This window comes from Halomonas sp. DP1Y21-3 (genome assembly GCF_019801245.1).
In the GTDB taxonomy this organism is placed as follows: Bacteria; Pseudomonadota; Gammaproteobacteria; order Pseudomonadales; family Halomonadaceae; genus Halomonas; species Halomonas litopenaei.
Genome location: NZ_JAHVJM010000004.1, coordinates 1 through 25,032, shown reverse-complemented (window position 1 = coordinate 25,032; position 25,032 = coordinate 1). Strand labels below are relative to the sequence as shown.

Annotated in this window: 20 protein-coding genes and 1 pseudogene; 6 read left to right on the top strand and 15 right to left on the bottom strand. The window is 64.9% G+C overall.

All coding sequences use genetic code 11. The features are described 5' to 3' along the window. Nucleotides 1–194 precede the first annotated feature (194 nt). The 5 genes from KUV74_RS12190 (at nucleotide 195) to nanR (ending at nucleotide 5,328) form a co-directional block, all read left to right on the top strand. Nucleotides 195–1,256 (top strand): sialic acid TRAP transporter substrate-binding protein SiaP, encoded by a 1,062-nt coding sequence (locus KUV74_RS12190; protein WP_261395386.1) that lies wholly within the window; start codon nucleotides 195–197, stop codon nucleotides 1,254–1,256. Between the two features lie 46 nt (nucleotides 1,257–1,302). Beyond that, nucleotides 1,303–1,869, top strand: coding sequence for a TRAP transporter small permease (locus KUV74_RS12185; RefSeq protein WP_108133178.1), 567 nt, complete (start codon nucleotides 1,303–1,305; stop codon nucleotides 1,867–1,869). A 24-nt stretch (nucleotides 1,870–1,893) separates the two neighbouring features. Next, nucleotides 1,894–3,273 (top strand): TRAP transporter large permease, encoded by a 1,380-nt coding sequence (locus KUV74_RS12180; RefSeq protein ID WP_108450206.1) that lies wholly within the window; start codon nucleotides 1,894–1,896, stop codon nucleotides 3,271–3,273. Nucleotides 3,274–3,378: 105 nt separating this feature from the next. Next, nucleotides 3,379–4,455, top strand: a complete 1,077-nt coding sequence (locus tag KUV74_RS12175; RefSeq protein WP_222516434.1) for an Ldh family oxidoreductase — start codon at nucleotides 3,379–3,381, stop codon at nucleotides 4,453–4,455. A gap of 141 nt (nucleotides 4,456–4,596) precedes the next feature. After that, on the top strand, nucleotides 4,597–5,328 hold the full coding sequence (gene nanR / locus KUV74_RS12170) for a transcriptional regulator NanR (protein ID WP_108133181.1): 732 nt from the start codon (nucleotides 4,597–4,599) through the stop codon (nucleotides 5,326–5,328). A 161-nt stretch (nucleotides 5,329–5,489) separates the two neighbouring features. On the opposite strand, the gene KUV74_RS12165 is transcribed toward nanR, so the two are convergent. From KUV74_RS12165 to KUV74_RS12110, 12 genes are all read right to left on the bottom strand, one after another. Then, entirely contained in the window at nucleotides 5,490–6,638 is a 1,149-nt protein-coding gene (locus tag KUV74_RS12165) for a mannitol dehydrogenase (RefSeq protein WP_108133182.1), read from the bottom strand. A 37-nt stretch (nucleotides 6,639–6,675) separates the two neighbouring features. Continuing rightward, nucleotides 6,676–8,376, bottom strand: coding sequence for a UxaA family hydrolase (locus KUV74_RS12160; RefSeq protein ID WP_108133183.1), 1,701 nt, complete (start codon nucleotides 8,374–8,376; stop codon nucleotides 6,676–6,678). Nucleotides 8,377–8,520: 144 nt separating this feature from the next. Then, nucleotides 8,521–9,576: a zinc-binding alcohol dehydrogenase family protein gene (locus KUV74_RS12155; protein WP_261395385.1), complete on the bottom strand. Its 1,056-nt coding sequence runs from the start codon at nucleotides 9,574–9,576 to the stop codon at nucleotides 8,521–8,523. After that, the gene (locus KUV74_RS12150; protein WP_108133184.1) at nucleotides 9,573–10,424 is read right to left on the bottom strand and encodes a fumarylacetoacetate hydrolase family protein; all 852 of its coding nucleotides are present in this window, start codon (nucleotides 10,422–10,424) and stop codon (nucleotides 9,573–9,575) included. The genes KUV74_RS12155 and KUV74_RS12150 overlap by 4 nt, the downstream gene beginning before the upstream one ends. A gap of 183 nt (nucleotides 10,425–10,607) precedes the next feature. Continuing rightward, nucleotides 10,608–11,357, bottom strand: coding sequence for an SDR family oxidoreductase (locus tag KUV74_RS12145; RefSeq protein WP_108133185.1), 750 nt, complete (start codon nucleotides 11,355–11,357; stop codon nucleotides 10,608–10,610). Nucleotides 11,358–12,090: 733 nt separating this feature from the next. Then, entirely contained in the window at nucleotides 12,091–12,702 is a 612-nt protein-coding gene (locus KUV74_RS12140; protein ID WP_124804839.1) for a cytochrome P460 family protein, read from the bottom strand. 501 nt (nucleotides 12,703–13,203) lie between these two features. After that, entirely contained in the window at nucleotides 13,204–14,361 is a 1,158-nt protein-coding gene (locus KUV74_RS12135) for a fumarylacetoacetate hydrolase family protein (protein WP_222516433.1), read from the bottom strand. 39 nt (nucleotides 14,362–14,400) lie between these two features. Next, nucleotides 14,401–15,822 (bottom strand): FAD-binding oxidoreductase, encoded by a 1,422-nt coding sequence (locus KUV74_RS12130; RefSeq protein ID WP_222516432.1) that lies wholly within the window; start codon nucleotides 15,820–15,822, stop codon nucleotides 14,401–14,403. A gap of 58 nt (nucleotides 15,823–15,880) precedes the next feature. Further along, nucleotides 15,881–17,137, bottom strand: coding sequence for a TRAP transporter large permease (locus KUV74_RS12125; protein WP_124804836.1), 1,257 nt, complete (start codon nucleotides 17,135–17,137; stop codon nucleotides 15,881–15,883). Then, nucleotides 17,134–17,625, bottom strand: a complete 492-nt coding sequence (locus KUV74_RS12120; protein ID WP_045995049.1) for a TRAP transporter small permease — start codon at nucleotides 17,623–17,625, stop codon at nucleotides 17,134–17,136. The genes KUV74_RS12125 and KUV74_RS12120 overlap by 4 nt, the downstream gene beginning before the upstream one ends. Nucleotides 17,626–17,684: 59 nt before the next feature. After that, entirely contained in the window at nucleotides 17,685–18,773 is a 1,089-nt protein-coding gene (locus tag KUV74_RS12115) for a TRAP transporter substrate-binding protein (protein ID WP_124804835.1), read from the bottom strand. A 119-nt stretch (nucleotides 18,774–18,892) separates the two neighbouring features. Next, nucleotides 18,893–20,206 (bottom strand): L-fuconate dehydratase, encoded by a 1,314-nt coding sequence (locus tag KUV74_RS12110; RefSeq protein WP_124804894.1) that lies wholly within the window; start codon nucleotides 20,204–20,206, stop codon nucleotides 18,893–18,895. Between the two features lie 231 nt (nucleotides 20,207–20,437). On the opposite strand from KUV74_RS12110, the gene KUV74_RS12105 reads away from it, so the two are divergent. Then, complete coding sequence (locus KUV74_RS12105) at nucleotides 20,438–21,403, top strand: LysR family transcriptional regulator (protein WP_083970676.1); 966 nt, start codon at nucleotides 20,438–20,440, stop codon at nucleotides 21,401–21,403. Between the two features lie 568 nt (nucleotides 21,404–21,971). Here KUV74_RS12105 and KUV74_RS12100 read toward each other — a convergent pair. The 3 genes and pseudogenes from KUV74_RS12100 to KUV74_RS20870 form a co-directional block, all read right to left on the bottom strand. After that, nucleotides 21,972–23,549 (bottom strand): aldehyde dehydrogenase (NADP(+)), encoded by a 1,578-nt coding sequence (locus tag KUV74_RS12100; protein WP_222516431.1) that lies wholly within the window; start codon nucleotides 23,547–23,549, stop codon nucleotides 21,972–21,974. 131 nt (nucleotides 23,550–23,680) lie between these two features. Next, nucleotides 23,681–24,697 (bottom strand): AraD1 family protein, encoded by a 1,017-nt coding sequence (gene araD1, locus KUV74_RS12095; protein ID WP_222516430.1) that lies wholly within the window; start codon nucleotides 24,695–24,697, stop codon nucleotides 23,681–23,683. Nucleotides 24,698–24,873: 176 nt separating this feature from the next. Continuing rightward, a pseudogene (locus KUV74_RS20870) lies at nucleotides 24,874–25,032 on the bottom strand (C4-dicarboxylate ABC transporter permease); the annotation flags it as partial.

The window sequence follows — 25,032 nt, the reverse complement described above, 5'->3', positions numbered from 1 at the left end:
GTCCTGTGGGTAGGCGCCATGATCTTCCGCACACGCCTGCAAAGCTCCCTTGCACTGGTGCCTCGTCATGGCCGACGTTGGTGGAGCATCGACCAAAGTCTCGTCGTCACTTCCTTGCATGGGCCAGTGGGGACAACTAGATTCAGTCTCGGTGGTATGACACGTATACAGTCGCCCAGGCATGGAGCCTGTCCATGCGAATGCGTGCATCCACCTTGCACACTCCACACGCCACAAGAGCCCGGGAGAACAACAAGATGCGCCCCAATCACTGCCAGCCGCCCGCCCGCTTCATTCGTCGTAGCCTGATCGCCGCCATGGTCGGCGTCAGTCTGTCGGCGGCCGCCCAGGCGGAAACGCTGACCTTCGCCCACGTCTACGAGACTTCGGAGCCTTACCACGAGTGGGCCGTCTGGGCCGGCGAAGAGATCGAGAAACGCACCGATGGCCGCTACTCGGTGGAGGTGCACCCAGCCTCTTCACTGGGCAAGGAAGCCGACATCAACGAGGGGCTGAGCCTCGGCACCGTCGACCTCATCTTTACCGGCAATCAGTTCGCCGGCCGTTCTTACGGTCCCATCGGCATCGCCGGTGCGCCCTACATGTTCCGTGACTTCGATCACTGGCAGGCCTACGTCGACAGCGACCTGTTCGCCGAGATCGCCCAGGGCTATGAGGACGCCACCGGCAACGTGCCGCTGGCGATGAACTACTACGGCAAGCGCCACACCACGTCCAACGAGCCGATCAATACGCCGGAGGACATGCAGGACCTGAAGATCCGCGTCCCCAACGCGCCGATGTACATGATGTTCCCCGAGCAGGTCGACGCCAATCCCACGCCGATCGCCTTCGCCGAGGTCTATCTGGCCCTGCAGCAGGGTGTCGTCGACGCCCAGGAAAACCCGCTGCCCACGATCAAGGCCAAGGCCTTCTACGAGGTGCAGGACGTCATCAACCTGACCGGTCATATCACCGACTCCCTGATCACGATTGCCGGCGGTCCGCTGTGGAATCGCCTGTCCGAAGAGGATCGGCAGATCTTCCGCGACGTCTATGAAGAGGCCGGCGAGAAGATCACCGCCGACATCGTGCAGCAGGAGCAGGACCTGGTGGCCTGGTTCGAGGAGCAGGGCGTCACCGTCAACGAGGTCGACACCGCACCGTTCCGCGAGGCGGTGATGCCGGCTCACAACGGTGACGCGGCGACCTGGGACCAGGAAACCTACGATCGCCTCCAGGCTATCGGCCAGTAAACGACGGAGGGGAGGGCGCCGTGCGCCCTCCCTCGGGAGATCCTTCATGACCCGATCTGACGTGAGTGACCCTGGCGTCGAACACGAGACCACCAGCGCCTTCGAGGTGCCCGATGACGACGACCGGATCCGACCGGGTGACTACGGCATCGAGGACTATCTGACGCTGGTGGTCTTCTGGCTGCTGGCGTTGGACGTCTTTGTTCAGTTCTTCAGTCGCTACGTGCTCGGCAACTCCATCGCCTGGACCGAGGAGATCGCCCGCTACCTGCTGGTAGCGGTGGGTTTTCTCGGCAGCGCCATGGCCGCCCGCAAGGGCTCGCATATCGCCGTGGAATTCTTCTATCGCTACCTGTCGGAGCCCACCGCCCGGGTCATGTGGACCCTGGTGGATCTGGTGCGTATCGCCTTTCTCGGCATGCTGGCCTGGATCACCTGGCAGCTGGCCCAGCGCACCAACTCGATGATGGTGTCGGTGGACCTGCCCAAGAGTCTGCTCTATTACGTGGTGCTCTTCGGGGTGGTGCTGATGCTGGTGCGCTCGATCCAACTGGCGGTGCGTCACTGGCGCACCGGCGAGAGTGAATTGATGTGTCGCGATGAAGACGACTGAGCGCCTCGAACAAGGAACAACCCCATGACTGAAGCAATGATCAGTGCCCGGCGCGGATCGCCAGTGCCCCCGGTGGTGGCGGCACTGGCGGTCGTCGGCTGCATCGCGCTGGCGTTTTTCGAGAACTACCTTTCGTTTCTGTTTGCCGCCCTGTTCACCCTGCTGGTCTGCGGGGTGCCCATCGCCATCAGCCTGGCCGGCTCTTGCCTGATGTACGTTCTGCTGACAGGACGCGTGCCCGACGTGGTCGTGGTGCACCGCATGGTCAATGGCATCGACAGCTTCCCGCTGCTGGCGATCCCTTTCTTTATCCTCGCCGGCAACCTGATGAACAACGGCGGCATCACCACCCGCATCTTTGACTTCGCCAAGGCGCTGATGGGCTGGATGCGTGGGGGCTTGGGCCACGTCAACGTCGGTGCCAGCATCGTCTTCTCGGGGATGTCCGGTGCCGCCGTGGCCGATGCCGGTGGCCTCGGCACCATCGAGATCAAGGCCATGCGCGACGCCGGCTACGATCAGGAGTTCGCCGTAGGCATCACCGCAGCGTCTTCGACCATCGGCCCGATCATTCCGCCAAGCCTGCCCATGGTGATCTATGGGGTGATGGCGTCGGTCTCGGTGGGGCAGCTATTCGCCGCCGGCCTGGTGCCGGGCCTGCTGATGGGTCTGACGCTGATGGTGATGATCACCTGGCTGTCGCGGCGTCGCGGCTACCAGCGCGATGCACGGTTCTCGGTCTCGGTGCTGGGCAAGACGTTCTCGCGGGCCTTCCTGTCGCTGCTGACCCCGGTGATCATCGTCGGCGGCATCGTCACCGGTGCCTTTACCCCGACCGAGGCGGCGATCGCGGCGGTGGTCTATGCGCTGATTCTGGGGGGACTGGTCTACCGTACCCTGACCTGGCGGCGACTGTTGAAGGTCAGCATGGAAACCATCGAGACCACCGCGGTGATCCTGTTCATCGTTGCCGGCGCCTCGATCTTCGCCTGGATCCTGACCAGCAACCAGGTCACCCAGCACGTCATGGGACTGCTGGGACCCTTCCAGGACAATCCCATCGCCGTGCTGCTGATCATCAATCTGGTGCTGATCGTGGTGGGCTGCTTCATGGAGACCATCGCCGCCATCACCATCCTGGTGCCGGTGCTGCTGCCGGTAGCGGTGGCGTCCGGGGTGGATCCGGTGCACTTTGGTGTGATCATGGTGCTCAACCTGATGATCGGCCTGTTGACCCCGCCGGTAGGCATGGTGCTCTACGTGCTGTCGCGGGTGTCGCATATCTCCTTCGAGAAGTGCATGCGCGGCACCCTGCCTTTCCTGATCCCTCTGGTGGTGGCGCTGTTGCTGGTGACCTTTATTCCGGCGATTTCGCTGTGGTTGCCGACGCTGGTCTACCGCTGAGTCCCGGGTCGCCGCTGCGGCGGTGACGCGGTATGGCCGAGTCAAGGCGGCGCCGAGCGATCGGTGCGCGCCTTGCGGCCCTTATCCCCCTCACAAGGAATCCCCATGAGTGCCAGTCAATACGAGGCCTGTCGGGTCGATTACAAGGATCTGTATCGCTTTATCGAACAGGCGCTGGCGGCTGCCGGCGCCGATCAGGCCTCCCGGGAAGCGGTGGCCAAGGCGTTGGTCACTGCCTCGCTGATGGGCACCGACAGCCACGGCCTGAGGCTATTGCCGCACTACCTCAACGCCCTGCAAGGCGGGCGGATCAAGGGCAGCCCGACGCCGAGCATCAAGCAGCGTCTGGCCGGCACTGCGGTACTGGACGCCGATGATGGCTTCGGCCATCTGGCCGGGTATCGGGCCATCGATCATGCCGTCAGCATGGCCCGGGAGGTCGGCATCGGTGCGGTGGCGGTCGGCAACTCGTCGCACTTCGGTGCCGCCGGCTGCTACGCCCTCGCCGCGGCAGAGCAGGGCATGCTCGGCATGGCCTTTTGCAATTCCGATCCGTTCGTCCTGCTCCACGGTAGTCAGCGGGCCTTCCACGGCACCAATCCGATCGCCTTCGCTGCACCGGTGGCCGGCGAGGATCCGTATCTGCTGGACATGGCCACCAGCTCGGTGCCCATGAATCGGGTGAAGCAGTATGCGGCCATCGGACGGCCCTTGCCGGCGGACATCGCCGCGACCAGCGACGGCAGCACGACCACCGACGCCCGCCAGGTCAGCGCCTTGTTGCCGGTAGGTGGCGCCGGCTTCGGTTTCAAGGGGGCCGGGCTTGGCGGCATGGTCGAGGTGCTGAGTTCGACCCTGGCCAACATGGTCCACGGTTTTCGCCTGCTGCCGATGGGCGGGCCGGACATGTCGACTCCCCGCGGCGTCGGCCACTTCTTTCTGGTGATGGACCCGGGCGCCTTCGAGGAGCGCAGCGCCTTCGAGCGTCGCCTGGCCGAGTACCTCAAGGATCTGCGCGAGATGACGCCGGTAGAGGGTCAGCGGGTGCTGGCGCCGGGGGATCGCGAGTGGCAGACCCGCGACGAGCGCAAGCAGACCGGCATTCCCCTGGACCATGCCCAGCGCGATCAGTATCGCCAGATCGCCGAGCGCTTTGCGCTGACGGCGCTGACCGAGCATTGATCGAGCGCCGTCGAGGTTTGGCCTGGCCCGGGGCGAGTGTGCCGCAGTGACGCCTTGCTGCCCAGGGGGTGCGCCTTGCAGTACCATGTGCGCCGTGTCCCGGAGACGCTCCGGGTGATGGATCGAGGGAGACCCGCGTCGATGAGCAAATATCGGGTGGAGCGCAAGACGCTGTCCGAGCAGGTGGCCGAACAACTGGAGGCTGAAATCCTCGAAGGGCGGCTGGGCGAGAATGATCAATTGCCGTCCGAACGTGAATTGATGGAGCAGTTCGGGGTCGGGCGCCCGGCCGTGCGGGAGGCGCTGTTCTACCTGCAGCAGCTAGGCTTGATCGCGATAAACAGCGGCACTCGGGCACGGGTTATCCGGCCCACCGCCGAGGCCGTGATGGCGAGGCTGTCCGGGGTCACCCGGCAGTTGTTGGCCAAACCCGAAGGGCAGCAGTACTTTCAGGAGGCCCGGGCGCTTTTCGAGGTCGCGCTGGCCCGTCAGGCGGCGCAGCACGCAAGCGATGAGGAGATCCAGGCGTTGCGCGACGCTCTGGCGCATCAGCGTTCGGTGATCGGCGATGATGCCGCCGTCAAGCGGGCCGATAACGACTTTCATGGCGTCCTGGCGAGTATCGGGCACAACCCCATCTACGACGCCATCCATCAGGCACTATCCGAGTGGCTCGATGACCGTCGCGCCCTGGCGCTGCAGCAGCCCGGGGAGGACCTGGCTGCCCTGGAGGCCCACACCGAGATCGTCGAGGCCATCGCCGCCCGGGACCCGGAAGCCGCCGAGGCCGCCATGCGACGGCACCTCGATCGTCACTACGGCACCTATATGCAGCTCAAGCAACGCCTCAAGAGTCGCCAGGACGACGCCTGAGCTGAGGGAGCGGAAGCACCCGTGCTGCACCGGGCAACGAGAACGGCCTTGGGCCAAGGGCGTGAGCCGAAGCCATACGCCGCCGCCGGATGACATCCGGCGGCGGCGTGTTATTGAAGGGTGCCTTGTTTGAGTGATCCGCCAGTTTGCCCAGGACGTTGTCAGGTCGAGGACAGGGACGAGGTCGACGCGGAAGCCGTCGAGGGGAAAGCGCTGGCCAGGCGTGGTACGTCCCGACCCTGGCGGGCGGCCATCTGTACCACCGGCGCCAGCCTTCGCTCCAGCTTCTGGGGATGATTCTGGGCGATATCTCCCAGTCGGTGGTCCAGCCATGGATTGCGGAAACGATCCAGAATGCTGTCGACGTAGTCCTCGAGTTCCATGCCCGGAAGTTCCTGATCGAGCACCGGCACCACCTCCTGGCGCAGCATCTTCTCCAGTTCGTCTCCCAGGCGGGGGTCGTCTATCGCCTGGCGAACCAGTGTCACTTCCTCGCCGAGACCGAGATCCAGGACGCGAGCGACCAGCCAGGTATGAGCCAGGTTCAAGAGGTGCAGCTTGCGCCGCTCGAAGGGACGGATATCGTCGACCAGATGTACGTCCGGGTGGGAGAACGGCATCACCAGCCCGGGCGTTTGCTGAATCGCCCAGAGGCCATAGGGCTCGGCGACGGCGCCCACCGGATCCAGCTCGGCGGAGACGATGCGGTCCACCAGGGTCACCGCCCACACGCAGTCCCGCTCGAGCCATGCCATGAAGCCATCGTCGTCGTAGTGGGCCTGTGCCAATTCCAGGATGACGTCCTTGAGCTTGAGGGCGTTGTCGGTCAGAAGCTCGCATGGCAGCAGGGTGACGCCGGGACGGCCGGCGTCGAAGCGTGTCTTCAACAGGTGCGTCAGCTTGGCGGGGAAGCTCTCGGGGCAGTCCCGCCGTGGGCCATCGCCCGCCGGGACCTGATAGCCCGCCTCGGAGGTGTTGGAGACCACGTGAGTTACCTCATCGCGAAAACGCCGCTCCACTTCGGCCCAGGCTTCGCTGGCAACCAGCGCGGTGGTGATGCTGTCGACCTGATGGGTGGTATCGATCAATTCGCCATCACGTCGGCCGCGCATCCTGACCGGGTAGACCGGGTCCCGGGCCAGGGCGTGGGCCTTGGTTCGCCCGGCCGCACGGTCCGAGCTCTGTACCGCAATGATACGGATATCACTGCCGTGTTCGTCCCGCGCCTGGCTGGCGAACAGGTCGACGTGGGCCAGCAGAAAACGGCCGATGCCGAACTGCATCAGGGTGACGGTGGTTGCGTTTTGCATGTTGCCAGTCTCTCTCAAGGGAAGCTCACAGGCTCTCTCACAAGGACACCCCACGCTTCCAGGGAATGAAGTCGTGCTGGGCCAGCCCCACGGCGCGGGTGGTGTAGCGCCCAGACGCGGTCTCGATGCACAGCGCCAGCAGGTCATCGGCGAGCTCGTCGATGGAGGCCTCGCCCCGGATCACCGCTCCGCTATCGAAGTCGATGATGTCCGCCATGCGGCGGGCCAGGTCCGAGTTGCTGGCGACCTTGAGGGTCGGTGCCACCGGGTTACCCGTGGGCGTGCCGAGCCCGGTGGTGAAGATCACCAGGTTGGCGCCGGAGCCGACCAGAGCGGTAGTGGACTCGACATCGTTGCCGGGACTGCACAGCAGCGCCAGGCCGGGTCGCGTGGCGGTCTCGGTGTAGTCGAGGACCTCGACCACCGGGCTGTCGCCGCCTTTCTTGGCGGCCCCGGCGGACTTCATGGCATCGGTGATCAGACCATCGCGGATATTGCCCGGCGAGGGGTTCATCGAGAAACTCGCGCCGACGGCGTCGGCGTGGCGCTGGTAGGCCTGCATCAGCGACGAGAAACGTTCGGCGGTGGCGTCGTCGACGCAGCGCGACAGCAGTTCGTGCTCGACTCCGCAGAGCTCGGGAAATTCGCTGAGGATGCCGCTGCCGCCGAGGGCAACCAGGCGATCGATGACACCGCCCACCACCGGGTTGGCCGACAGACCCGAGAAGCCGTCGGACCCGCCGCACTCCACCCCGATACGCAGGGCCGATAGCGGCGCCGGCTGGCGGGTTACCTGGTTGGCCTCGCGCAGGCCATCGAAGATGGTGCCCAGGGCCTGTTCGATCAAGGCGTCTTCGCTGGTGCTGGCCTGTTGCTCGAGGTAGTGCACCGGGCGCAGGCCCTGCGGGTCCTTGCTTGCCACCGCCTGCTTGAGCATGGCGATCTGGGCCTTCTGGCAGCCAAGGCTCAGCACCGTGGCGCCGGCCACGTTGGGGTGGGTGATGTAGCCCGCCAGCAGGTTACACAGCGCCTGGGCATCGTCGTCGGTGCCACCGCAGCCCAGGGTATGGGTCAGAAAACGCACGCCGTCCACGTTGGGAAAGGGCGAGGAGGGAGGCTCGGTCACATGGCTCGGGCTATCGCCATGAAGCATCTGGCGTGCCATCTGCTTGTAGTCGCGGAAGGGGTCGTCACCCAGGGCGTCCGCCACACACTGGCGAAGCACCTCGATATTGCGGTTCTCGCAGAACACCAGCGGCACCACCAGCCACAGGTTGGCGGTGCCCACGCCACCGTCCGGACGATGGAAGCCATCGAAGGTGTGATCTTCGAAGGCGGAAACGTCCGGTGCCTGCCAGTGCTCCCGGCGGGTGACCGGGGTATCCGAGTGGGTGAAGTGCTCCAGGTTGTCGGTGCGGATCACGCTGCCACGGGCGATCGCCCGGGTGGCCCGGCCGACGGTGACGCCGTACATGGTGACGGTGTCACCGACGGCCAGATCCTCGAGGGCGAACTTGTGCTTGTGGCGGATGGCTTCCACCAGCGTCAGGGTGTCGGCACCCTCGTCGATGCGGTGCCCCTGGGGCAGGTCGCGCAGGGCGACACGCACATTGTCGGCAGGATGGACCCGCAGGCTTTCCTGGGCGGGCTGGTCGCTGGCGATGGTCGCGTTGGACGACGCTGCCTTGTTCGATGCAGCGGTGGTCGATGACGTGGTGGTCGATGACTGTGTGGACATGGGACGGTCCTCGGCAAAGGCGTTGACGTTGTTATCGTGACGGCCTGGTGATCGGGTGCAGCAGATGACGGTGGGTGCCGTACGCCGCCTGGTGAAAGAGTGTTCGGTGCCCGTCGAAGGGGGCTCGCCGGTCCTGGCGCCGACTTATCGATCGAGGTGAATCATCGCCTTGATCACGCCGGCCTCGCCGCCGCACCACACCGGCATGGTCTCCGGCAGGGCCTCGAGCTTGGCACGATGGGTGATCATCGGGCGCACCTGGATACGGCCTTCTTCCAGCAGTTCGGTGACGCAGTCGAAGTCTTCGCGGGTGGCGTTGCGGCTGGCGAGCAGGGTCAGTTCGCGGCCGTGAAAGCTCGGGTCGTCAAAGCGAATGTCTGACTTGACGATGCTGACCAACACGTAGCGTCCGCCGTGTCCGGCCAGGCCGAAGCCGGCCTCCATGGCGCTCGGATTGCCGGTGGCGTCGAACACCACGTCGGCCAGGGCGCCGTCGTTGAGACTGGCCAGGCGCGCCTGCGGATCGTCCTCGCCCACTACTAGGGTCTGCTCGAAGCCGAGCGCTTCGCGGCAGAAGGCCAGGCGTTCGGCGCTGGTATCGAGCAGCAGTACCTGTGCACCGCGGGCGCGGGCGACCTGGGCGACGCCGATGCCGATGGGTCCGGCGCCGACCACCGCCACCAGTTCGTCCGCATCCACCGCGGCCCGGCGCACCGCGTGGGCACCGATGGCCTGGCACTCGATCAGTGCCAACTCGTCTGGTTCCAGTGCCGGGCAGGCCACCAGATGATCGACCGGAACCTTCAGCCACTCGGCCATGCCGCCGTCGCGATGGACGCCGATCACCTGCATCGCCTGACAGCAGTTGGTCTTGCCGCGTCGGCAGGCACGACACTCGCCACAGTGCAGGTAGGGGATCACGTACACCGGCTGGTGCTCGAGGCGGGCACGGGTCGCCTCGTCCACGTCGTCGGCAAGGGCCTCCACCGTACCGGCCAGTTCGTGCCCCAGCACCCGGGGGTATTCGAAGTAGGGCTGGTTGCCGCCGAAGGCGTGGATATCGGTGCCGCAGACCCCGATGCGCGAAATGCGCACCAGGGCCTCGCCGCCGGCAAGCTCGGGGCGGGGGCGCTGTTCCAGGGCCATCTGCCCTGGTTCGACGCAGACCGCCACGGTCATTGGCTGGTCGGACTGGCTCATGCGTCGGAGTCCGCCACGACCTTCTGGGTCTGTACCCCGAGGCCCTCGATGCCCAGGCGCATGGTCTGACCCGGACGCAGGAACACCGGCGGATTCTGGCCCAGGCCGACACCAGGCGGCGTGCCGGTGGAGATGACGTCACCAGGCTGCAGGCTCATGAAGCGGCTCAGGTAGCTGATCAGGTAGGCCACCTGATAGACCATGGTGCGGGTATTGCCGTCCTGGTAGCGCTTGCCGTCGACCTCGAGCCACAGGTTCAGCGCCTGGGGATCTTCCACCTCGTCCGGGGTCACCAGCCAGGGGCCGAGGGGCCCGAAGGTGTCGCAACCCTTGCCCTTGTCCCAGGTACCGCTTCGCTCCAGCTGGAATTCCCGCTCAGATACGTCGTTGATCACGCAGTAGCCCGCCACGTGCTCGAGGGCGTCGGCTTCGTCGATATAGCGACCACCCTTGCCGATGACCACGCCGAGTTCGACCTCCCAGTCGGTCTTGGAGGAGTCGCGGGGAATGATGACGTCGTCGTCGGGGCCGCAGATGGCGCTGGTCCACTTGTTGAAGATCACCGGCTCCGGCGGCACCTCGGCGCCACTCTCTGCGGCGTGATCGGCGTAGTTGAGGCCGATGCAAATGAACTTGCCGACCTGGCCGACGCAGGGGCCGATACGGGTGTCGGCGGGGACCTCGGGCAGGCTTTCCAGGTCGAGGCCGGCGATGCGCGCCAGGCTGTCACGTCCGAGGGCCTCTCCGGCAACGTCGTCGATGACGCCGGACAGGTCACGGACACGTCCGTTGGCGTCGAGAATACCGGGAGCTTCCTGGCCGGGGGCGCCGAATCGCAGCAGTTTCATGGGGTGTCCTTTGTCGTTGATTGGATGGATGTTTTTGCTGAATTGATGGTGTTATATCGCGCCGACGTCATGGCATTGCCGTCGATCAGTGTCTTCACGCCAGCCAGCCGCCATCGATGATCTGGCTGGTGCCGGTGACGTTATATCGCGCCGACGTCATGGCATTGCCGTCGATCAGTGTCTTCACGCCAGCCAGCCACCGTCGATGATCTGGCTGGTGCCTGTGGTATACGCCGATTCATCGGAGGCCAGATAGACGGCCAGTGCGGCGATCTCCTCTGGCCTGCCCAGGCGTCCCATTGGCTGGCGGTCGAGGAAGGCCTGGCGCACCTGGGCTTCGTCCTGTCCCTGAGCCTCGGCCTGGGCGCGAATACGCTGCGCCAGGGAGGGCGACTCCACGGTACCCGGACAGATGGCGTTGCAGCGGATGCCGTGGGTCACGTAGTCCGCCGCCACCGAGCGCGTCAGACCGATGACGGCGGCCTTGCTGGTGCCGTAGGCAAAGCGTCCGGCAACACCTTTCAGGCTGCTGGCGACCGACGCCATGTTGATGATGCTGCCACCACCGGCCTCCAGCATACCGGGAAGAAAGGTCGAGATGGTGTGGTACATGGCGGTGACGTTGATCGCCATGGAGCGATCGAAGTCCTCGATGGAGCACTCCAGCAGGCTGCCGCTATGCACGTAACCGGCACAGTTGAACAGGATGGTCGGTGTCGGAATCTTCGCCCCCAGCTCGGCGATCGCCGCAGGGTCGGTCACATCCAGGGTGTGGCAGCGGACACCCCGGCGATCTGCCAGATCCTCGAGCTTGGCCGGATCGAGGTCGGTGGCGTGGACCTCCGCGCCCTCGGCGATAAAGCGCTCGACGGTGGCGCGACCGATGCCCTGGCCGGCGGCGGTGATCAAGGCGGTCTTTCCTGACAGACGCATGATGTCTCCTGTTGGCAGGGGCGACGAGGTTGTTGCTATGGCGGCGAAACATCAGGTGTCGTAGTGACGAAGGCCTGGTGCTCTCCGTCTAACTGAAGCCTGCTCGTGTCGCGGTTTTCGCTAGGTGGTATGACAGGCTGCTAGCATGACGTTATCCGTAGTATGGCGCAGGTTGGCTGGATTGCAATTGGCGCCAAGGGCCGACTTTGGTCGTAAAGGATCAAGAGAGCCGGGGCAGCGGAATATGGCCGATAGCAAAGAGCTGGGACGGATATCGCTCGTCCGCGGGAAGAGGGCGCCGAGAACATAAAAAAAGGCGGCCGGGGAGGGCCGCCAGGAGGGCAGGGAACGCAAGAAGGATGGCGGATATCGCTGCCGAGAGACATCCTTCTCTCGGGGCAGCCCCTATGCCACTTCTGGACTCCGGGGCGAATCCAGTGGCTCGCCGGTAGACGTACCCTGCAAGGCCATAGGGTGACGCAGGGTCACCGCCATCGCTTCATGCTCGGTGGTGCCAGGTGCTTGTCTTGCCGGCCTTCGTGCTACTGGGTATCGGGTGTTTATATGTCTATACGGCCGGCTGCGGTTCGCATGTGCACGTACCGCACGTTTCTACATAGCACCTTTCAGTGGCACCTTTAGGCACCATATTCCAGATGGTCCCCGTTCCTGACTCTGACTCCCTGGCCGATGGTTCAGGCCCTGGACTGTCGGAACGGGGGCAGACAGGCGATCAGCCGTCGTTGCCAAGCTGGGACTGGGTGCCGCCACCGGCGTCGTCGCCGGCGCCCTTGCCGGCGGTCAGTACCGGGTAGTACTGGGTAAAGACGAAGTCATCGGCAGCCGCCGCCGCGTGGCAGGCGTTGCAGGCTGCGGTGGGGAAGGGCGCCGCAGTCTCCTTGAGGCTCGAGTGGTCCGGCGTCGAGAAGCTGTAGTAGGCCCAGTTGCCGGGCTCGTCCGGGAAGTGCTCGCTGCTCTTGATGGTCGCCTCGAGGCCGATGTATTCGCCCATGAAGTAGCCGTTGCCGCTGGCCGCCTGCTTGCTGCCGACGCTGATCAGCTCCTTGATCATGATGGCGCCATCGCGGAATTCACCGGTTTCCTTCCAGTGGTCCCAGCTTTCCGGATCGATGTAGACGGCGTGGAACTCGGGAAAAGGCGCCTTGCCGTTGTTCATGTCATTGGGCGTGAGCGGGGTGCCGACGAACACCCATTCGCGGAAGCCGGTGGGGCGCGTGAGCTCCCCGTCGGTGATCTCGAAGTAGGTCTCGGCGACCGCGTCGAAGGCGATCAGGCTGGCGCCCATGGCGGCGGCGATGGCGGTGAGACGGGAAATCCTGAGCATGGTCTGTCCTCCTTGGTCACCGAGGCGCACCTGGACGCATCCATCCACGGGTGCTGCGCTGACGGCGACGAGTCACGGCAAGGGCGGCGCAGGCTTCTTGGGTGGCCTTTGGCTTGCTCCCTGTCCTTTATCCGGGCCTTGAGGCCCTTGTCTGATGATGGTCGATGTTCCTTGGTCCCCTCGCTCGCGCGAGTGCAGCGATGACGTTGCCGGTCTTGTTCCTGACCTTGCGTTGTTCCTGACCTTGCATTCGCGATGTAACGCGCCTTGCGCAAGAACAACCGTCATATGTCGATTCACTGACTGACATCGGCGGGAGGGGTCTTGAAGGTATATGTCAGGCCCATGTCACTCGCCATGTCCGGCGCGGGAACTCGCATACCGCATGCGCGAATGCTTGAGTAGCAGCGCGTAATGGCACAGTTGGCGGCCTGAAACAAAAAAGCCTCGCCGAGGGCGAGGCAGAAGGGAGATGTCGGTTCGTGCGGGTCTTGCGTGGTGTCAGCCGCGCTGGTGGGCGAGCCAGGCGCGGATACCGTAGGTCCAGGGGGGCAGCTGGTCGGAGCGTTCGACGCGATTGACCAGAGCGCCCAGGCGAGGCGTCGAGATGGTGACCACATCACCCAGGTGATGGGTAAAGCCCTGGCCGGGCCCGTCGCGGTCCTGAATCGGCGAGAACATGGTGCCGAGGAACAGCATGAAGCCATCGGGGTACTGGTGATGCGCGCCGATGGTCTGGCCGACCAGGTCCAGCGGGTCGCGACTGATCTCGCGCATGTCGCTCTGGTCTTCCAGCAGGAAGTCGTCGTTGCCTTCGATGCGCAGGCTGACCATGGCCGAGCGCACGTCGTCGATCGAGAAGTGGTCATCGAACAGGCGAATGAAGGGGCCGATGGCACAGGAGGCGTTGTTATCCTTGGCCTTGCCCAGCAGCAGGGCACTGCGTCCTTCGACATCGCGCAGGTTGACGTCATTGCCCAGCGTCGCGCCGCGGGCGTTGCCTTGTGCATCCACCGCCAGCACGATCTCGGGCTCAGGGTTGTTCCAGCGCGATGACGGGTGCAGCCCCACCGCCGCGCCCTGGCCCACCGCGGACAGCGGCTGCGACTTGGTGAAGACCTCGGCGTCGGGGCCGATGCCGACCTCCATGTACTGGGACCAGGCGCCACGGGACTGAAGCTCGGCCTTGAGCGCCATGGCCTCGTCGGAGCCGGGACGGATCTTCGACAGGTCACCGCCGATCACGCGCTTGAGTTCCTCGCGCAGCTCGCCGGCGCGGGCGGCGTCGCCACCGGCCTGCTCCTCGATGACGCGTTCCAGCAGGCTGACCGCGAAGGTCACTCCACAGGCCTTGATCGCCTGGACGTCGCAGGGCGCGAGCAGGTGCGGGGCGCGCTGGGGTGTCTGGCAGGAATTTTCCAGCAGGCTGTCCAGGCTACCCAGGGACTCGCCCTCGGCGTTGGCGATCAGCTCGGCGACGTCGTCGCGTTCGAGCAGGTCGGCCATGACATTGATGGTGGCCGACAGGTCGATAAGCTGGCCATCGCGAACGGTTACCAGGACGGGGCCTTGCTGGTCGTCGCGCCACACTCGGCCGACCAGCAGGGCACGGTCGGCGTCGTCGGGCAGGATGTCGCGGGCGGTAAGGCGGGGACTCATGTTAGGACCTCTATCTGTTGAAAAGGGGAAGTCGATGGCTCAGCGCTGCATTCTCGGCAGGATACGCCCGGGGCTCATCAGGCCGCGGGGGTCCAGCAGGCGCTTCAGGCCACGCATGATGTCGTGCTCCGGCGCCGACAGGCTTTCGAGGAAGTAGGGCTGCTTGACGCGACCGATGCCGTGCTCGGCGCTGATGCTGCCGTCGAACTCGGCGACAATGGCAAACAGCTGCTCTTCCAGCTCATGCAGCAGACTGCGCTTGTCGTCGTCGTCCAGATGCGCCGGCGGCAGGATATTGAAGTGCAGGTTGCCATCGCCGACGTGGCCGTAGGCGATGACCTGAGAGTCTGGCGAGGCCTCGGTGATCGCCGCCTCCGCCTGGTCATGGAAGGCGGTAAGCTGGGAGATCGGCAGCGAGACGTCGGTACGCAGGTGCTCGCCGCGGCGCTGCTGGCCTTCCAGCATGGCCTCGCGCAGCTGCCATAGCTGGGCCGCCTGGGTATCGCTTGTGGCCAGCACACCATCCTCCAGCAGGCCTTCCTCGAGTCCTCGCTCGAATAGCGACTCGATCATGCTGTCGAGATCGGCAGGCCCGCTGGCGGCGACTTCCATCAGCACGTACACCGGGTGGGGTGCATCCAGCGGGTCCGGCAGTGAGGGATCGGCCTCCAGGGCAAGCTCCATGCAGGCCCGCGGAATCAGCTCGAAGGCGGTCAGCAGGTCGCAGCAGCTGCGTCTTGCCTGGGCGTAGAGTTTCAGCACCGAGGCCACGTCGGGGCAGCCGATCAGCGCCGTGCGTGTTACCTGGGGACGGGGGTAGAGCTTGAGTACCGCGCCGGTGACGATGCCCAGGGTACCCTCGGCACCGATGAACAGCTGCTTCAGGTCGTAGCCGGTGTTGTTCTTGTGCAGTGCCTTCATGTCGTCGAGCAGACGGCCGTCCGGCAGTGCTACCTCGATACCCAGTACCAGCTGGCGCATCATGCCGTAGCGCAGCACGTTAAGGCCGCCGGCGTTGGTGGCGATATTGCCGCCGATCTGGCAGCTGCCCTGGGCGCCGAGGGCCAGCGGAAAGGTGCAATCCTCGGCCTCGGCGGCGTCCTTGATGGTCTGCAGTACGCAGCCGGCGTCGACGCTCACGGTGAAGTTGATCGGATCGATGGAGCGAATTTTATTAAGCCGCTCCAGGCTGATGACCAGCTCCGGTGTCTGGCTGTCCGGCAGGGCACCTTCGACCAGACCGCTGCCGCCGCCCTGGGGGACCACCGGAATATCGTGGCGATGGCAGTAGCCGAGTACCTGCGCCACCTGCTCAGAGGTCGCCGGGCGAGCCACCGCCAACGGCAAACCGCCGCGGGCGCCGGCCCAGTCGACCCGATAGCGCTCGAGGTCGTCTGTCAGCACGCCGGTGCTGCCCAGGGTCTCTCGCAGAAAGGTCAGCAGGTCGTCGTTGGCGCTCATCGGGGGCTTCTCCGCTCGGCGGGCGGCCAGGGGCCGCCCAGGTTGTTCAAGTTCGGGGTTATCGGAACCACAGCACCACTCCCGGGAACAGCAGGAATACGACTAGCAGTGCCACCAGGGTGAAGTAGAAGGGCAGCAGGCTCTTGACCAGGCTTTCCATGCCGACCTTGCCGACGCCACAGCCGACATAGAGCACGGTGCCCACCGGCGGGGTGATCAGGCCGATACCCAGGATGAAGGACATCAGCACGCCGAAGTACACCGGGTCGATGCCAAGCTTGACCACCACCGGCGTCATCAGCGGTGCCAGGATCACCATGGCAGGGGTCAGGTCCATGAAGAAGCCCACCACCAGCAGGAAGGCCGACAGGATCAGCAGCAGCAGAAGCTTGTTCTCGGTGATGGCCGACAGGCTCACTACCAGTTGCTGGGGAATCATGTTGGCGGTCAGAAGCCAGGCCAGCACGCTGGCGAAGGCCAGCAGCAGCATGACCACACCTGTCAGTCGACCGGTGCTCACGCACAGCTCGAAGAAGCGCTTGAGCGACAGGCTGCGATAGACGAAGAAGGACACCGCGAAGGCATAGACCAGCGCGATGGCGGCGCTCTCGGTGGGGGTGAAGACCCCGGTGAGGATGCCACCGACGATGATCACCGGCAGCAACAGCGCCAGGATGGCGTCCTTGAGGGCACTGGCGAGCTCCGGGAAGGAGAAGGCCTGGCCCTTGCCGTTCTTGCGTGACTGCACGTAGGTGGTGGCCGCCAGTCCCAGGGTGATCAGGATGCCGGGCACGATGCCGGCCAGGAACAGCTGGGAGATCGAGGTGTTGGTGACCACGCCGAACAGGATCATCGGGATCGACGGCGGGATGATGATGCCGACCACCGAGGCCGCGACCACGATGGCGGTGGCCATGGGCGCGCTGTAGCGATGCTGCTTCATCGGCTCGATCATCATGCTGCCGACCGCCGAGGCGTCGGCCACGGCGGAGCCGCTGATGCCACCGAAGAACATCGAGGTCATCACCGCCACCTGACCCAGGCCACCGGCGACGAAGCCGACCATGGCGCTGGCCAGTCGGACCAGGCGGGTGGCGATGCCGCCCTCGCTCATCACCTCGCCGACCAGGATGAACAGCGGAATGGCCAGCAACGGAAAGGAGTCCAGGCCGTTGACTGCCTGGGCGACGATGGGCGACAGCGAATAGTCGGAATAGAAGAAGATGAACAGGCTGATGGCGCCGAGGCCAAACGAGATCGGCATGCCAATGACGATGCAGATGGCAAGCCCGATAAGGATGCTCCACAGGATCATGGTTCGGACCTCCTGAGCAGGGCCACCAGGGCCAGGGTGTTGGCGATCAGGGTCAGCCCTGCCATCACCGGCATGGCGCTATAGAGCCAGGTCTTGGGGATGCCGAGCATGGGGGTAGCGCTGGTATAGCCGGAGATCAGCTCCTTGAAGCCGAGCAGGATGCAGATGCAGACGAGGTAGATCACCGCCACGGCGGTCAGTCCCAGCACGCGGCGCAGCCCGGCCGGGGCCAGGTCCTTGAAGTAGGTCACCGCCACGTGTTCCTTCTCGAGGCTGCCGAGTCCGGCGCCAAGCAGTACCAGCCAGATGAACAGCACCCGGGACAGCTCCTCGGCCCAGGCGTAGGAGGTATTGAGCACGAAGCGACCGAAGACGTTGGCGGTCACGCAGAACACCACGCCGAGCACCAGCAATCCGACGGCGATGCGCAGCGTGGTAATCAACCACCCCAGGAGTCCCGGGGTGGAAGTGGAGGATAGGGTGGTCATGGGTCACCTCCGTGGTGACGACGACCCCGCCGCCGACAGCGGCGGGGTCGGGCTAGGGCTTACTGGGAAACAGCGCGGATATCGTCGATCAGCTCTCCGCCGATCTTCTCGCGCCACTCGTCATAGACCGGCGACAGGGTCTCTTGGAAGGTGGCCACCTGTTCCGGGGTCAGCTCGGTGATGTTCATGCCCTCGTCCATCAGCTCCTGCTTGATCTGGTCGTTGAGGGTGCGACTGACTTCACGCTGGTAGTCGCCCATCTGCTTGGCGGCGTCGGACAGCAGATCCTGATAGCCCTCGGGCAGACGGCTCCAGAAGCGCTCGGAGACCAGGGTGATAAAGGGCGTGTAGACGTGGTTGGACTCGGTGGCGTAGTCCTGCACTTCGTTGAACTTGGACGATTGAATGGTGATCCAGGGGTTCTCCTGGCCGTCGACCACGCCCTGCTCGAGGGCGGTGAACAGCTCGGCGAAGGACATCGGCGTCGGGTTGGCGCCCAGGGTCTTCCAGATATCCAGGTGGATCGGGTTCTGCATGGTCCTGACCTTGAGGCCATCCAGATCCTCGGGCGAGGCCACCGCGTTCTGGCTGTTGGTCAGCTGGCGATAGCCGTTCTCGGCCCAGCCGAGGGCCTTGAGGCCATTGGTGCTGGCGGTTTCCAGCATGCGATCACCGATCTCGCCGTCGAGCACCTCGTCGGCCACTTCCGGAGTGGGGAACAGGAACGGCAGGTCGAACACCGCGAATTCCGGGAACATGTTGACCAGCGGCGACGTGGACGGCGCGGTCATCTCCAGGGTGCCGGACTGCAGCGCGCTGACCGCCTGGAGGTCATCGCCAAGCTGTGCGCTGTGGAACAGCTCGACCTGGATATGGCCGTCACTGCGTGCCTCGACGATGTCCTCGAAGTACTCGAGGCCACGGTACTGGGCGCCGGACTGGGTGGTGCCGATGCTGAACTTGAGGGTGTAGTCGTTGCCGTCACCCTCGGCCACGGGGCCGTCGACCTCGGGGATCGGCGGCATCTCGCTGGCGGCCTGGGCGGTGGCAACACCACCCAGCGTCAGGCTGCCGATGGTCAGGGCGGCGATGGCCGCGCCCAGGCGGCGACGGGTGAAGGGGGCGACGGACGTTGTGATTGTTGTCATGCTTCTCTCCAATTTGCGTGGCGTGCTGGCCATTGCGTAACGCTCTGGCCCTTGCTTGGCGTGCTGGCCAGCGGCTCCGGGAAGCGTTTCATCCCGGGGCCGCTGGCCGGTGGAGCGGCTCAGGCGTCTTGCCAGGCCGCGCCTTCGGGGTAGCGATGCATCTCGAGGGACTCGGGCTTCATGGTGATGCTGTAGCCCGGCGCCTCGGGCACCAGGTAGCGACCCTGACGGATACGCACCGGGTCGACAAAGTGCTCGTGCAGGTGGTCGACGTACTCCAGCAGGCGACCTTCCAGCGAACCGGAGACGGCGATGTAGTCGAACAGGGAGATGTGTTGGGTGTATTCGCATAGGCCCACGCCACCGCCGTGGGGGCAGATCGGCACGCCGTACTTGGCCGCCAGCAGCACCACGATGATGACCTCGTTGAGCCCGCCCAGACGCGCCGCGTCGAGCTGACAGAAGTCGATGGCGCCTGCCTGCAGCAGCTGCTTGAACATCACCCGGTTGTGGCAGTGCTCGCCGGTGGCGACGCCGATGCCACCTTCCAGGCCGCCCCTGAGGCGACGACGGATCTCGGCGTGACCGAGGATGTCGTCGGGGCTGGTGGGCTCCTCGATCCAGTGAGGATTGAACTCGGCCAGACGGCGCATGTTGACGATGGTCTCGTCCACATCCCACATCTGGTTGGCGTCCATCATCAGGGTGCGTTCTTCGCCGATCTCCTCGCGCAGGATCGCCGCGCGCCGGCGATCTTCCTCGATGTCGCCACCGACCTTCTGCTTGAAGTGCTGCCAGCCCTCGGCCAGGGCTTCGCGGCACAGTCGACGCATCTTTTCCTCGGAATAGCCAAGCCAGCCTGCGGAGGTGGTATAGCCGGGGTAGCCCTCGGCCTTCATCTCGGCCTCGCGCTCGCCCTTGGTGCCGGCCTTGCGACGCAGCAGGGCGATGGCCTCCTCGGGGGTGATGGCGTCGGTAACGAAGCGGAAGTCCAGGCAGCGCACCAGCTGTTCCGGGCTCATGTCGACCAGCAGCTTCCAGATCGGCTTGCCTTCACGCTTGGCCCACAGGTCCCAGATAGCATTGACCAGGGCGGCGCTGGCCAGGTGCATCACGCCCTTTTCCGGACCCAGCCAGCGCAGCTGGCTATCGCCACTGGTCAGCTCGCGCCAGAAGGTGCCCATGTCGGCGGTGATGTCCTCGAGCTTGCGGCCCACCAGGGTGGGTGCCAGGGCGTTGACCGCGGCGACGCAGAGATCATTGCCGCGGCCGATGGTGAAACTCAGACCGTGGCCCTCGTCTTCCTGATCGGTGTGCAGGATGACGTAGGTGGCCGAGTAGTCCGGTGCCTCGTTCATGGCATCGGAGCCATCGAGCTGGCGTGAGGTGGGGAAGCGGATATCGCGGGCGTCGACCCGAGTGATGGTGGTCATGCTGGCGGCCTTGTGGTGAATATTGTTGGTTGTCCGACGAGTGGCCAGGGAAAGCATCATGGGCGTCGATCAGCGGTTGGCTGCTTGCGGAAAGCGCCTACCTCTCTGGTTGCTCTCCCGTTCCTCTGTTGCTGCTGTCTCGTCGTTCTATTGTCAGTGAGGGCAGTCTAAACAGAGCGCTAAAAGAACGGCCAATCCAAGTTTTTGGCCATTTGATAACCTCAGGTTATCATGTGTTTTTCAATCATCGGGATGATGCGCTACATGCCCCATGACAGCGGTATTCACGCCAAGACGTGGCTACGGATCAGGCATATGGTATTGCTGGTCGCCTTGGACGAAAGTCGTAACATGCACGCGGCTGCAAGGCAGCTGAATATCAGCCAGCCGGCGGCCAGCAAGATGCTCAAGGACATCGAGGGATTTCTCGGAATACCGCTGTTTCTGCGTGAGCCCGGGCGGATGGAACCGACCGACGCCGGTGTGACGGTATTGCGCTATGCACGGCGTCTGCTCAACGACACCGATCGGCTGGTCGAAGAACTGGCTTCACTGCGCGAAGGCGGGCACGGTCGGCTGGCGCTTGGCTCGGTACCCGGTGCCGCCCCGGTGATGTTGCCAAGGGCCATGGCGGAGTTGAAGTCGCACCGGCCGCGGCTCGCCATCTCGTTGATCGAGAACTCTAGCGATCGACTGCTGGTGGATCTCGAATACAAGCTGCTCGACGCCGTCATTGGCCGCTACACCGAGCCGTCCCAGCGTCATCTGTTCGACTTTCTGCCGCTCAAGGAGGAGCCGGTGTCGGTGGTGGCGCGACCCGACCATCCGCTGTGTCAGGGGACGCCTGAGTTGGCCGAGGTGGTGCGCTGGCCCTGGGTGCTGCACCCCATGGCGAGCCCCATGCGCGGGTTGTTCGAGGCGGCCCTGGCCGAGGCCGGCGTCGCCTCGCCGCGCAACGTCATCGAGACCACCTCCACCCAGGCCTCGCTTCAGCTGGTGGCGAGTACCGATACCCTGTCGCTGTTGCCAAGCTCGGTGGTCAAGACCACCTTCTCTCAAGGCCGTTTCGCGGTACTGCCGCTGACCATCGGTGAGCCGCTGGGCTACTACGGCGTGCTCACGCGCAAGGGCGAGCCCTGGCCTGAACTACTGACCGAGTTTGTCGCCAGCCTGGTCGGAGAAGAGGATGCGCCATGAGCAATATCGTGGGCAGGAATGATCGTGGGCGTGAAAGGATGTTTCTGGGATGTCTTGGCCAATAAGTTGGGCGTTTCATGCCGGCAATAATGGCCAAGATATTCGCCGAATAAGCGCGAGACGTCACCGATTATGGATCGGATGTGATTGCAAAGGCAGGAGGAGACGGTGGCGGGAGGATGTCTGAATGGGTGTCTGGATAGATGTCTCGATGACTGTCTTCAAGGCAATCTTGATAAGCGACGTGATGGCGAGCTAAGCGTCTTGAAAGCCGTCGTGGAATAATGACCCAAGGCCATCGTTCCCAGCAGGTCTTTATCAGGCGATTCGGACCGCAGGACGATGACAGAAAGACGGGGCCAGAAAGACCAGGGCAGAAAGACCGGGACAGAATGACAAGAACAAGAAAAAGAAGACGAGACAGGAGGCGCCGATGATCGGCGCCTCCGTCCGTTCGCTTCAACCATGGCTTCAGCTACGTGTTCAGCCATGTTTTCAGCGATGTCTTCAGCAATGGTTTCAACTACGTCGGTTCAAGACCCTTGGTTGAAGACGTGTGCCAGGCGGTTTACGCCTCGCGCTTGCCGTCCACCAGGCGGCTGACGTTCAGCGGGTTGCCATCCTTGAGCGCCTGCGGCAGCAGGGCGTCCGGCAGGTTCTGATAGCACACCGGGCGCAGAAAGCGGTGGATGGCGGCGCTGCCGACCGAGGTGGTGCGCGAGTCAGAGGTCGCCGGATAGGGGCCACCGTGGACCATGGCGTGGCACACCTCGACCCCGGTGGGCCAGCCGTTGGCCATCACCCGACCGGCACGCCGCTCGAGGATCGGCAGCAGGCCACGGGCCGCGTCGATGTCGCCGTCGTCCATCTGCAGGGTCGCGGTCAGCTGGCCCTCGAGCCCTTCGGCCAGTGCCTTGACCTCGTCCAGGTCGGCACACTCGACCACCAGCGAGGTCGAACCGAACACCTCGGCCTGCAGCGCCTCATCATTGAGGAAGTCGCTGGCCTTGGCCACGAACAGGCCGGCCTGGCACTGGTTGGGTCCGTCGCCCTGGGGGCCGCGCGCCACTTCACGGGCCTTGTCGCTGCCGCCCAGGGTGTTGACTCCCTGGGTGTAGGCGTCGTGGATGCCCGGCGTCAGCATGGTCTGTGCGCCGGCACCCTTGACCGCTTCGGCGGCGGCCTCGACGAAGCCGTCCAGCGCCTCGCCCTTGACCGCGATCACCAGCCCCGGGTTGGTGCAGAACTGGCCGGCCCCCATGGTCAGCGAGCCGACGAAGGCCTCGCCCAGCTCCTTGCCACGGGCCTTGAGCGCCTCGGGCAGCAGGAACACCGGATTGATCGAGCTCATCTCGGCGTACACCGGGATCGGCTCGGGACGCGCCTGGGCGGTCTTCATCAGGGCGGTGCCACCGCTGCGCGAGCCGGTGAAGCCCACCGCCTTGATCCGCGCGTCGCTGACCAGGCCCTGGCCGACCTCGCGACCGGAACCGAACAGCAGCGAGAACACGCCTTCCGGCAGTTCACAGCGGGCCACCGCCTTCTGCAGCGCGCGGCCGACCAGCTCCGAGGTGCCGGGGTGGGCCGAGTGGGCCTTGACCACGACCGGACAGCCGGCGGCCAGGGCGGAGGCGGTGTCGCCACCGGCCACCGAGAACGCCAGCGGGAAGTTGGAAGCGCCGAACACCGCCACCGGACCCAGCGCGATATGGCGCTGGCGCAGGTCGACCCGCGGCATCGGTTCACGGTCCGGCAGGGCCGGATCGTGCCGCACGTCGAGCCATTCGCCGGCGCGCACCACCGAGGCGAACAGGCGCAGCTGGCCGCAGGTACGGCCGCGCTCGCCCTGCAGACGTGCCTGGGGCAGGCCGGACTCCTGCATGGCGCGCTCGATCAGGGCATCACCGAGCGCCTCGATCTCGTCGGCGATGGTCTCGAGAAAGGTCGCACGGGCCTCGAGGCCGGTTTCGCGGTAGCTATCGAAGGCTGCCCAGGCCAGTTCGCAGGCGCGCTCGACCTCGGCCTTGGAACCTGCCTTGTAGCCAGGCTCGAGGGTCTCACCGGTGGCCGGATTGACGGCGTGGATGGGCTCGCCCTTGGCCTCGACGGCCTGGCTGCCGATCAGCTGCTTTCCTTCCAGAGTCATGTTGGCTCCTTTTCGCTTGCGGGGATGGGGTTGTCGGTTTGCTGTCTGGTACCAGTGTCAACGCCGGCTCGACCTGCGTTCAATGCTCGTGTCGTCATTGTTCGGGACAGTCGAAGCCTGTCTCCGGTCGATTACATCGGCGTGACGCTGGTCTGTTCTTCGTCCTCGGTGGGCGGCGCCAGCGGATTACGCAGTGGACGCCCGAAGGCCGGTAGCTCGATCTCGTAGCGCTCGCCCGGTTTGACACTGACACCGTCGGCGAAGCTCAGGGTGGCGGTGCCGAAAAAATGGACGTGGACGTCACCGGGCCGACGGAAACCTGGGTACTTGAAGTGGTGGTGCTCCAGGTTGGCGATGCTGTGCGCCATGTTGTCCTCGCCGGTCAAGAACGGCTTCTCCCACAGGGTCTCGCCGTCTCTGGTGATACGCGAAGTACCCTCCAGATGAGAGGGTAGTTCACCGATCAGCAGTTCGGGGCCGAAACTGCAGGCGCGAAGCTTCGAGTGGGCCAGCCACAGGTAGTTGTAGCGTTCGGTGATGTGATCCGAGAATTCGTTGCCGATGGCGAAGCCCAGCCGATGGGGGCGGCCCTGATCATCGATGAGGTAGAGCCCGGCGAGTTCCGGCTCTTCGCCTGCATCCTCGGCAAAGGATGGCCAGGGCAGCGGCGCCTCGGGGGCCACCACGCAGTCGCCATCCCCCTTGTAGAACCACTCGGGCTGGGCGCCCACCTGGCCTTCGGCGGGCTTGCCGCCCTCGACGCCGAGCCTGAACATGCGCATGGAATCGGTCAGCTGGGCGTCGTCGGTTTCGGACGAGTCGGCGTGCATGGCGCTGCGGGTATCGGCGCTGCCCAGATGGGTCAGGCCGGTGCCGGTGACCAGGCAGTGCGCGGGATCCGGATGGGTCAGCGGCGGCAGTAGCTGACCGCTCGCGACCAGATCGGCGTAGCCGAGGGTCTCGTCACCGAGGCTTTCCTTGACCGTGGTCGCCAGGCCCTTGCCCTCGGCCAGCGCACGGCGTGCCAGGGTATAGGTGTCGGCGTCGGTCAGTCGCACACGGTCCGGTCCTTCGACCAGGGCGGCCCTGACGCTGCCCTGGTGGCGGCACTGGATGATGCGAAGGGTCTCGGGGGTGTCATGATGCATGGCGATATCCTTGCGTGACGTGGGCGCCTTGTCCCGGTTCACGGTTGGCCCCAGAGGCATCTTACGCCCCTGGGGTGGTGTATGGTCAACATACAAAGGTATGGGTTGACGTTATGGAAAGGTGGCTTTGCTGGCGTCTAGCCTGGCGCCTGGTCCCGGAGAGGGGCCGATCCGCTTCATTGCACCAGCCACATGGCCATCTCGGGCCACACCAACAGCGCCGCGAGTACGCATAGCTGCAGGGCGATAAAGGGCAGCACCGAGACGAAGATGTCCTTGAGGCTGATCTCCGGTGGCGCCACGCCCTTCAGGTAGAAGGCCGCGGGACCGAACGG

Excerpts from the sequence above, each read along its gene's own strand:
- KUV74_RS12190 (WP_261395386.1), top strand. The coding sequence starts at position 195 with ATGCGAATGCGTGCATCCACCTTGCACACTCCACACGCCACAAGAGCC.
- KUV74_RS12185 (WP_108133178.1), top strand. The coding sequence starts at position 1,303 with ATGACCCGATCTGACGTGAGTGACCCTGGCGTCGAACACGAGACCACC.
- KUV74_RS12180 (WP_108450206.1), top strand. The coding sequence starts at position 1,894 with ATGACTGAAGCAATGATCAGTGCCCGGCGCGGATCGCCAGTGCCCCCG.
- KUV74_RS12175 (WP_222516434.1), top strand. The coding sequence starts at position 3,379 with ATGAGTGCCAGTCAATACGAGGCCTGTCGGGTCGATTACAAGGATCTG.
- nanR (WP_108133181.1), top strand. The coding sequence starts at position 4,597 with ATGAGCAAATATCGGGTGGAGCGCAAGACGCTGTCCGAGCAGGTGGCC.
- KUV74_RS12165 (WP_108133182.1), bottom strand. The coding sequence starts at position 6,638 with ATGCAAAACGCAACCACCGTCACCCTGATGCAGTTCGGCATCGGCCGT.
- KUV74_RS12160 (WP_108133183.1), bottom strand. The coding sequence starts at position 8,376 with ATGTCCACACAGTCATCGACCACCACGTCATCGACCACCGCTGCATCG.
- KUV74_RS12155 (WP_261395385.1), bottom strand. The coding sequence starts at position 9,576 with ATGAGCCAGTCCGACCAGCCAATGACCGTGGCGGTCTGCGTCGAACCA.
- KUV74_RS12150 (WP_108133184.1), bottom strand. The coding sequence starts at position 10,424 with ATGAAACTGCTGCGATTCGGCGCCCCCGGCCAGGAAGCTCCCGGTATT.
- KUV74_RS12145 (WP_108133185.1), bottom strand. The coding sequence starts at position 11,357 with ATGCGTCTGTCAGGAAAGACCGCCTTGATCACCGCCGCCGGCCAGGGC.
- KUV74_RS12140 (WP_124804839.1), bottom strand. The coding sequence starts at position 12,702 with ATGCTCAGGATTTCCCGTCTCACCGCCATCGCCGCCGCCATGGGCGCC.
- KUV74_RS12135 (WP_222516433.1), bottom strand. The coding sequence starts at position 14,361 with ATGAGTCCCCGCCTTACCGCCCGCGACATCCTGCCCGACGACGCCGAC.
- KUV74_RS12130 (WP_222516432.1), bottom strand. The coding sequence starts at position 15,822 with ATGAGCGCCAACGACGACCTGCTGACCTTTCTGCGAGAGACCCTGGGC.
- KUV74_RS12125 (WP_124804836.1), bottom strand. The coding sequence starts at position 17,137 with ATGATCCTGTGGAGCATCCTTATCGGGCTTGCCATCTGCATCGTCATT.
- KUV74_RS12120 (WP_045995049.1), bottom strand. The coding sequence starts at position 17,625 with ATGACCACCCTATCCTCCACTTCCACCCCGGGACTCCTGGGGTGGTTG.
- KUV74_RS12115 (WP_124804835.1), bottom strand. The coding sequence starts at position 18,773 with ATGACAACAATCACAACGTCCGTCGCCCCCTTCACCCGTCGCCGCCTG.
- KUV74_RS12110 (WP_124804894.1), bottom strand. The coding sequence starts at position 20,206 with ATGACCACCATCACTCGGGTCGACGCCCGCGATATCCGCTTCCCCACC.
- KUV74_RS12105 (WP_083970676.1), top strand. The coding sequence starts at position 20,438 with ATGTGTTTTTCAATCATCGGGATGATGCGCTACATGCCCCATGACAGC.
- KUV74_RS12100 (WP_222516431.1), bottom strand. The coding sequence starts at position 23,549 with ATGACTCTGGAAGGAAAGCAGCTGATCGGCAGCCAGGCCGTCGAGGCC.
- araD1 (WP_222516430.1), bottom strand. The coding sequence starts at position 24,697 with ATGCATCATGACACCCCCGAGACCCTTCGCATCATCCAGTGCCGCCAC.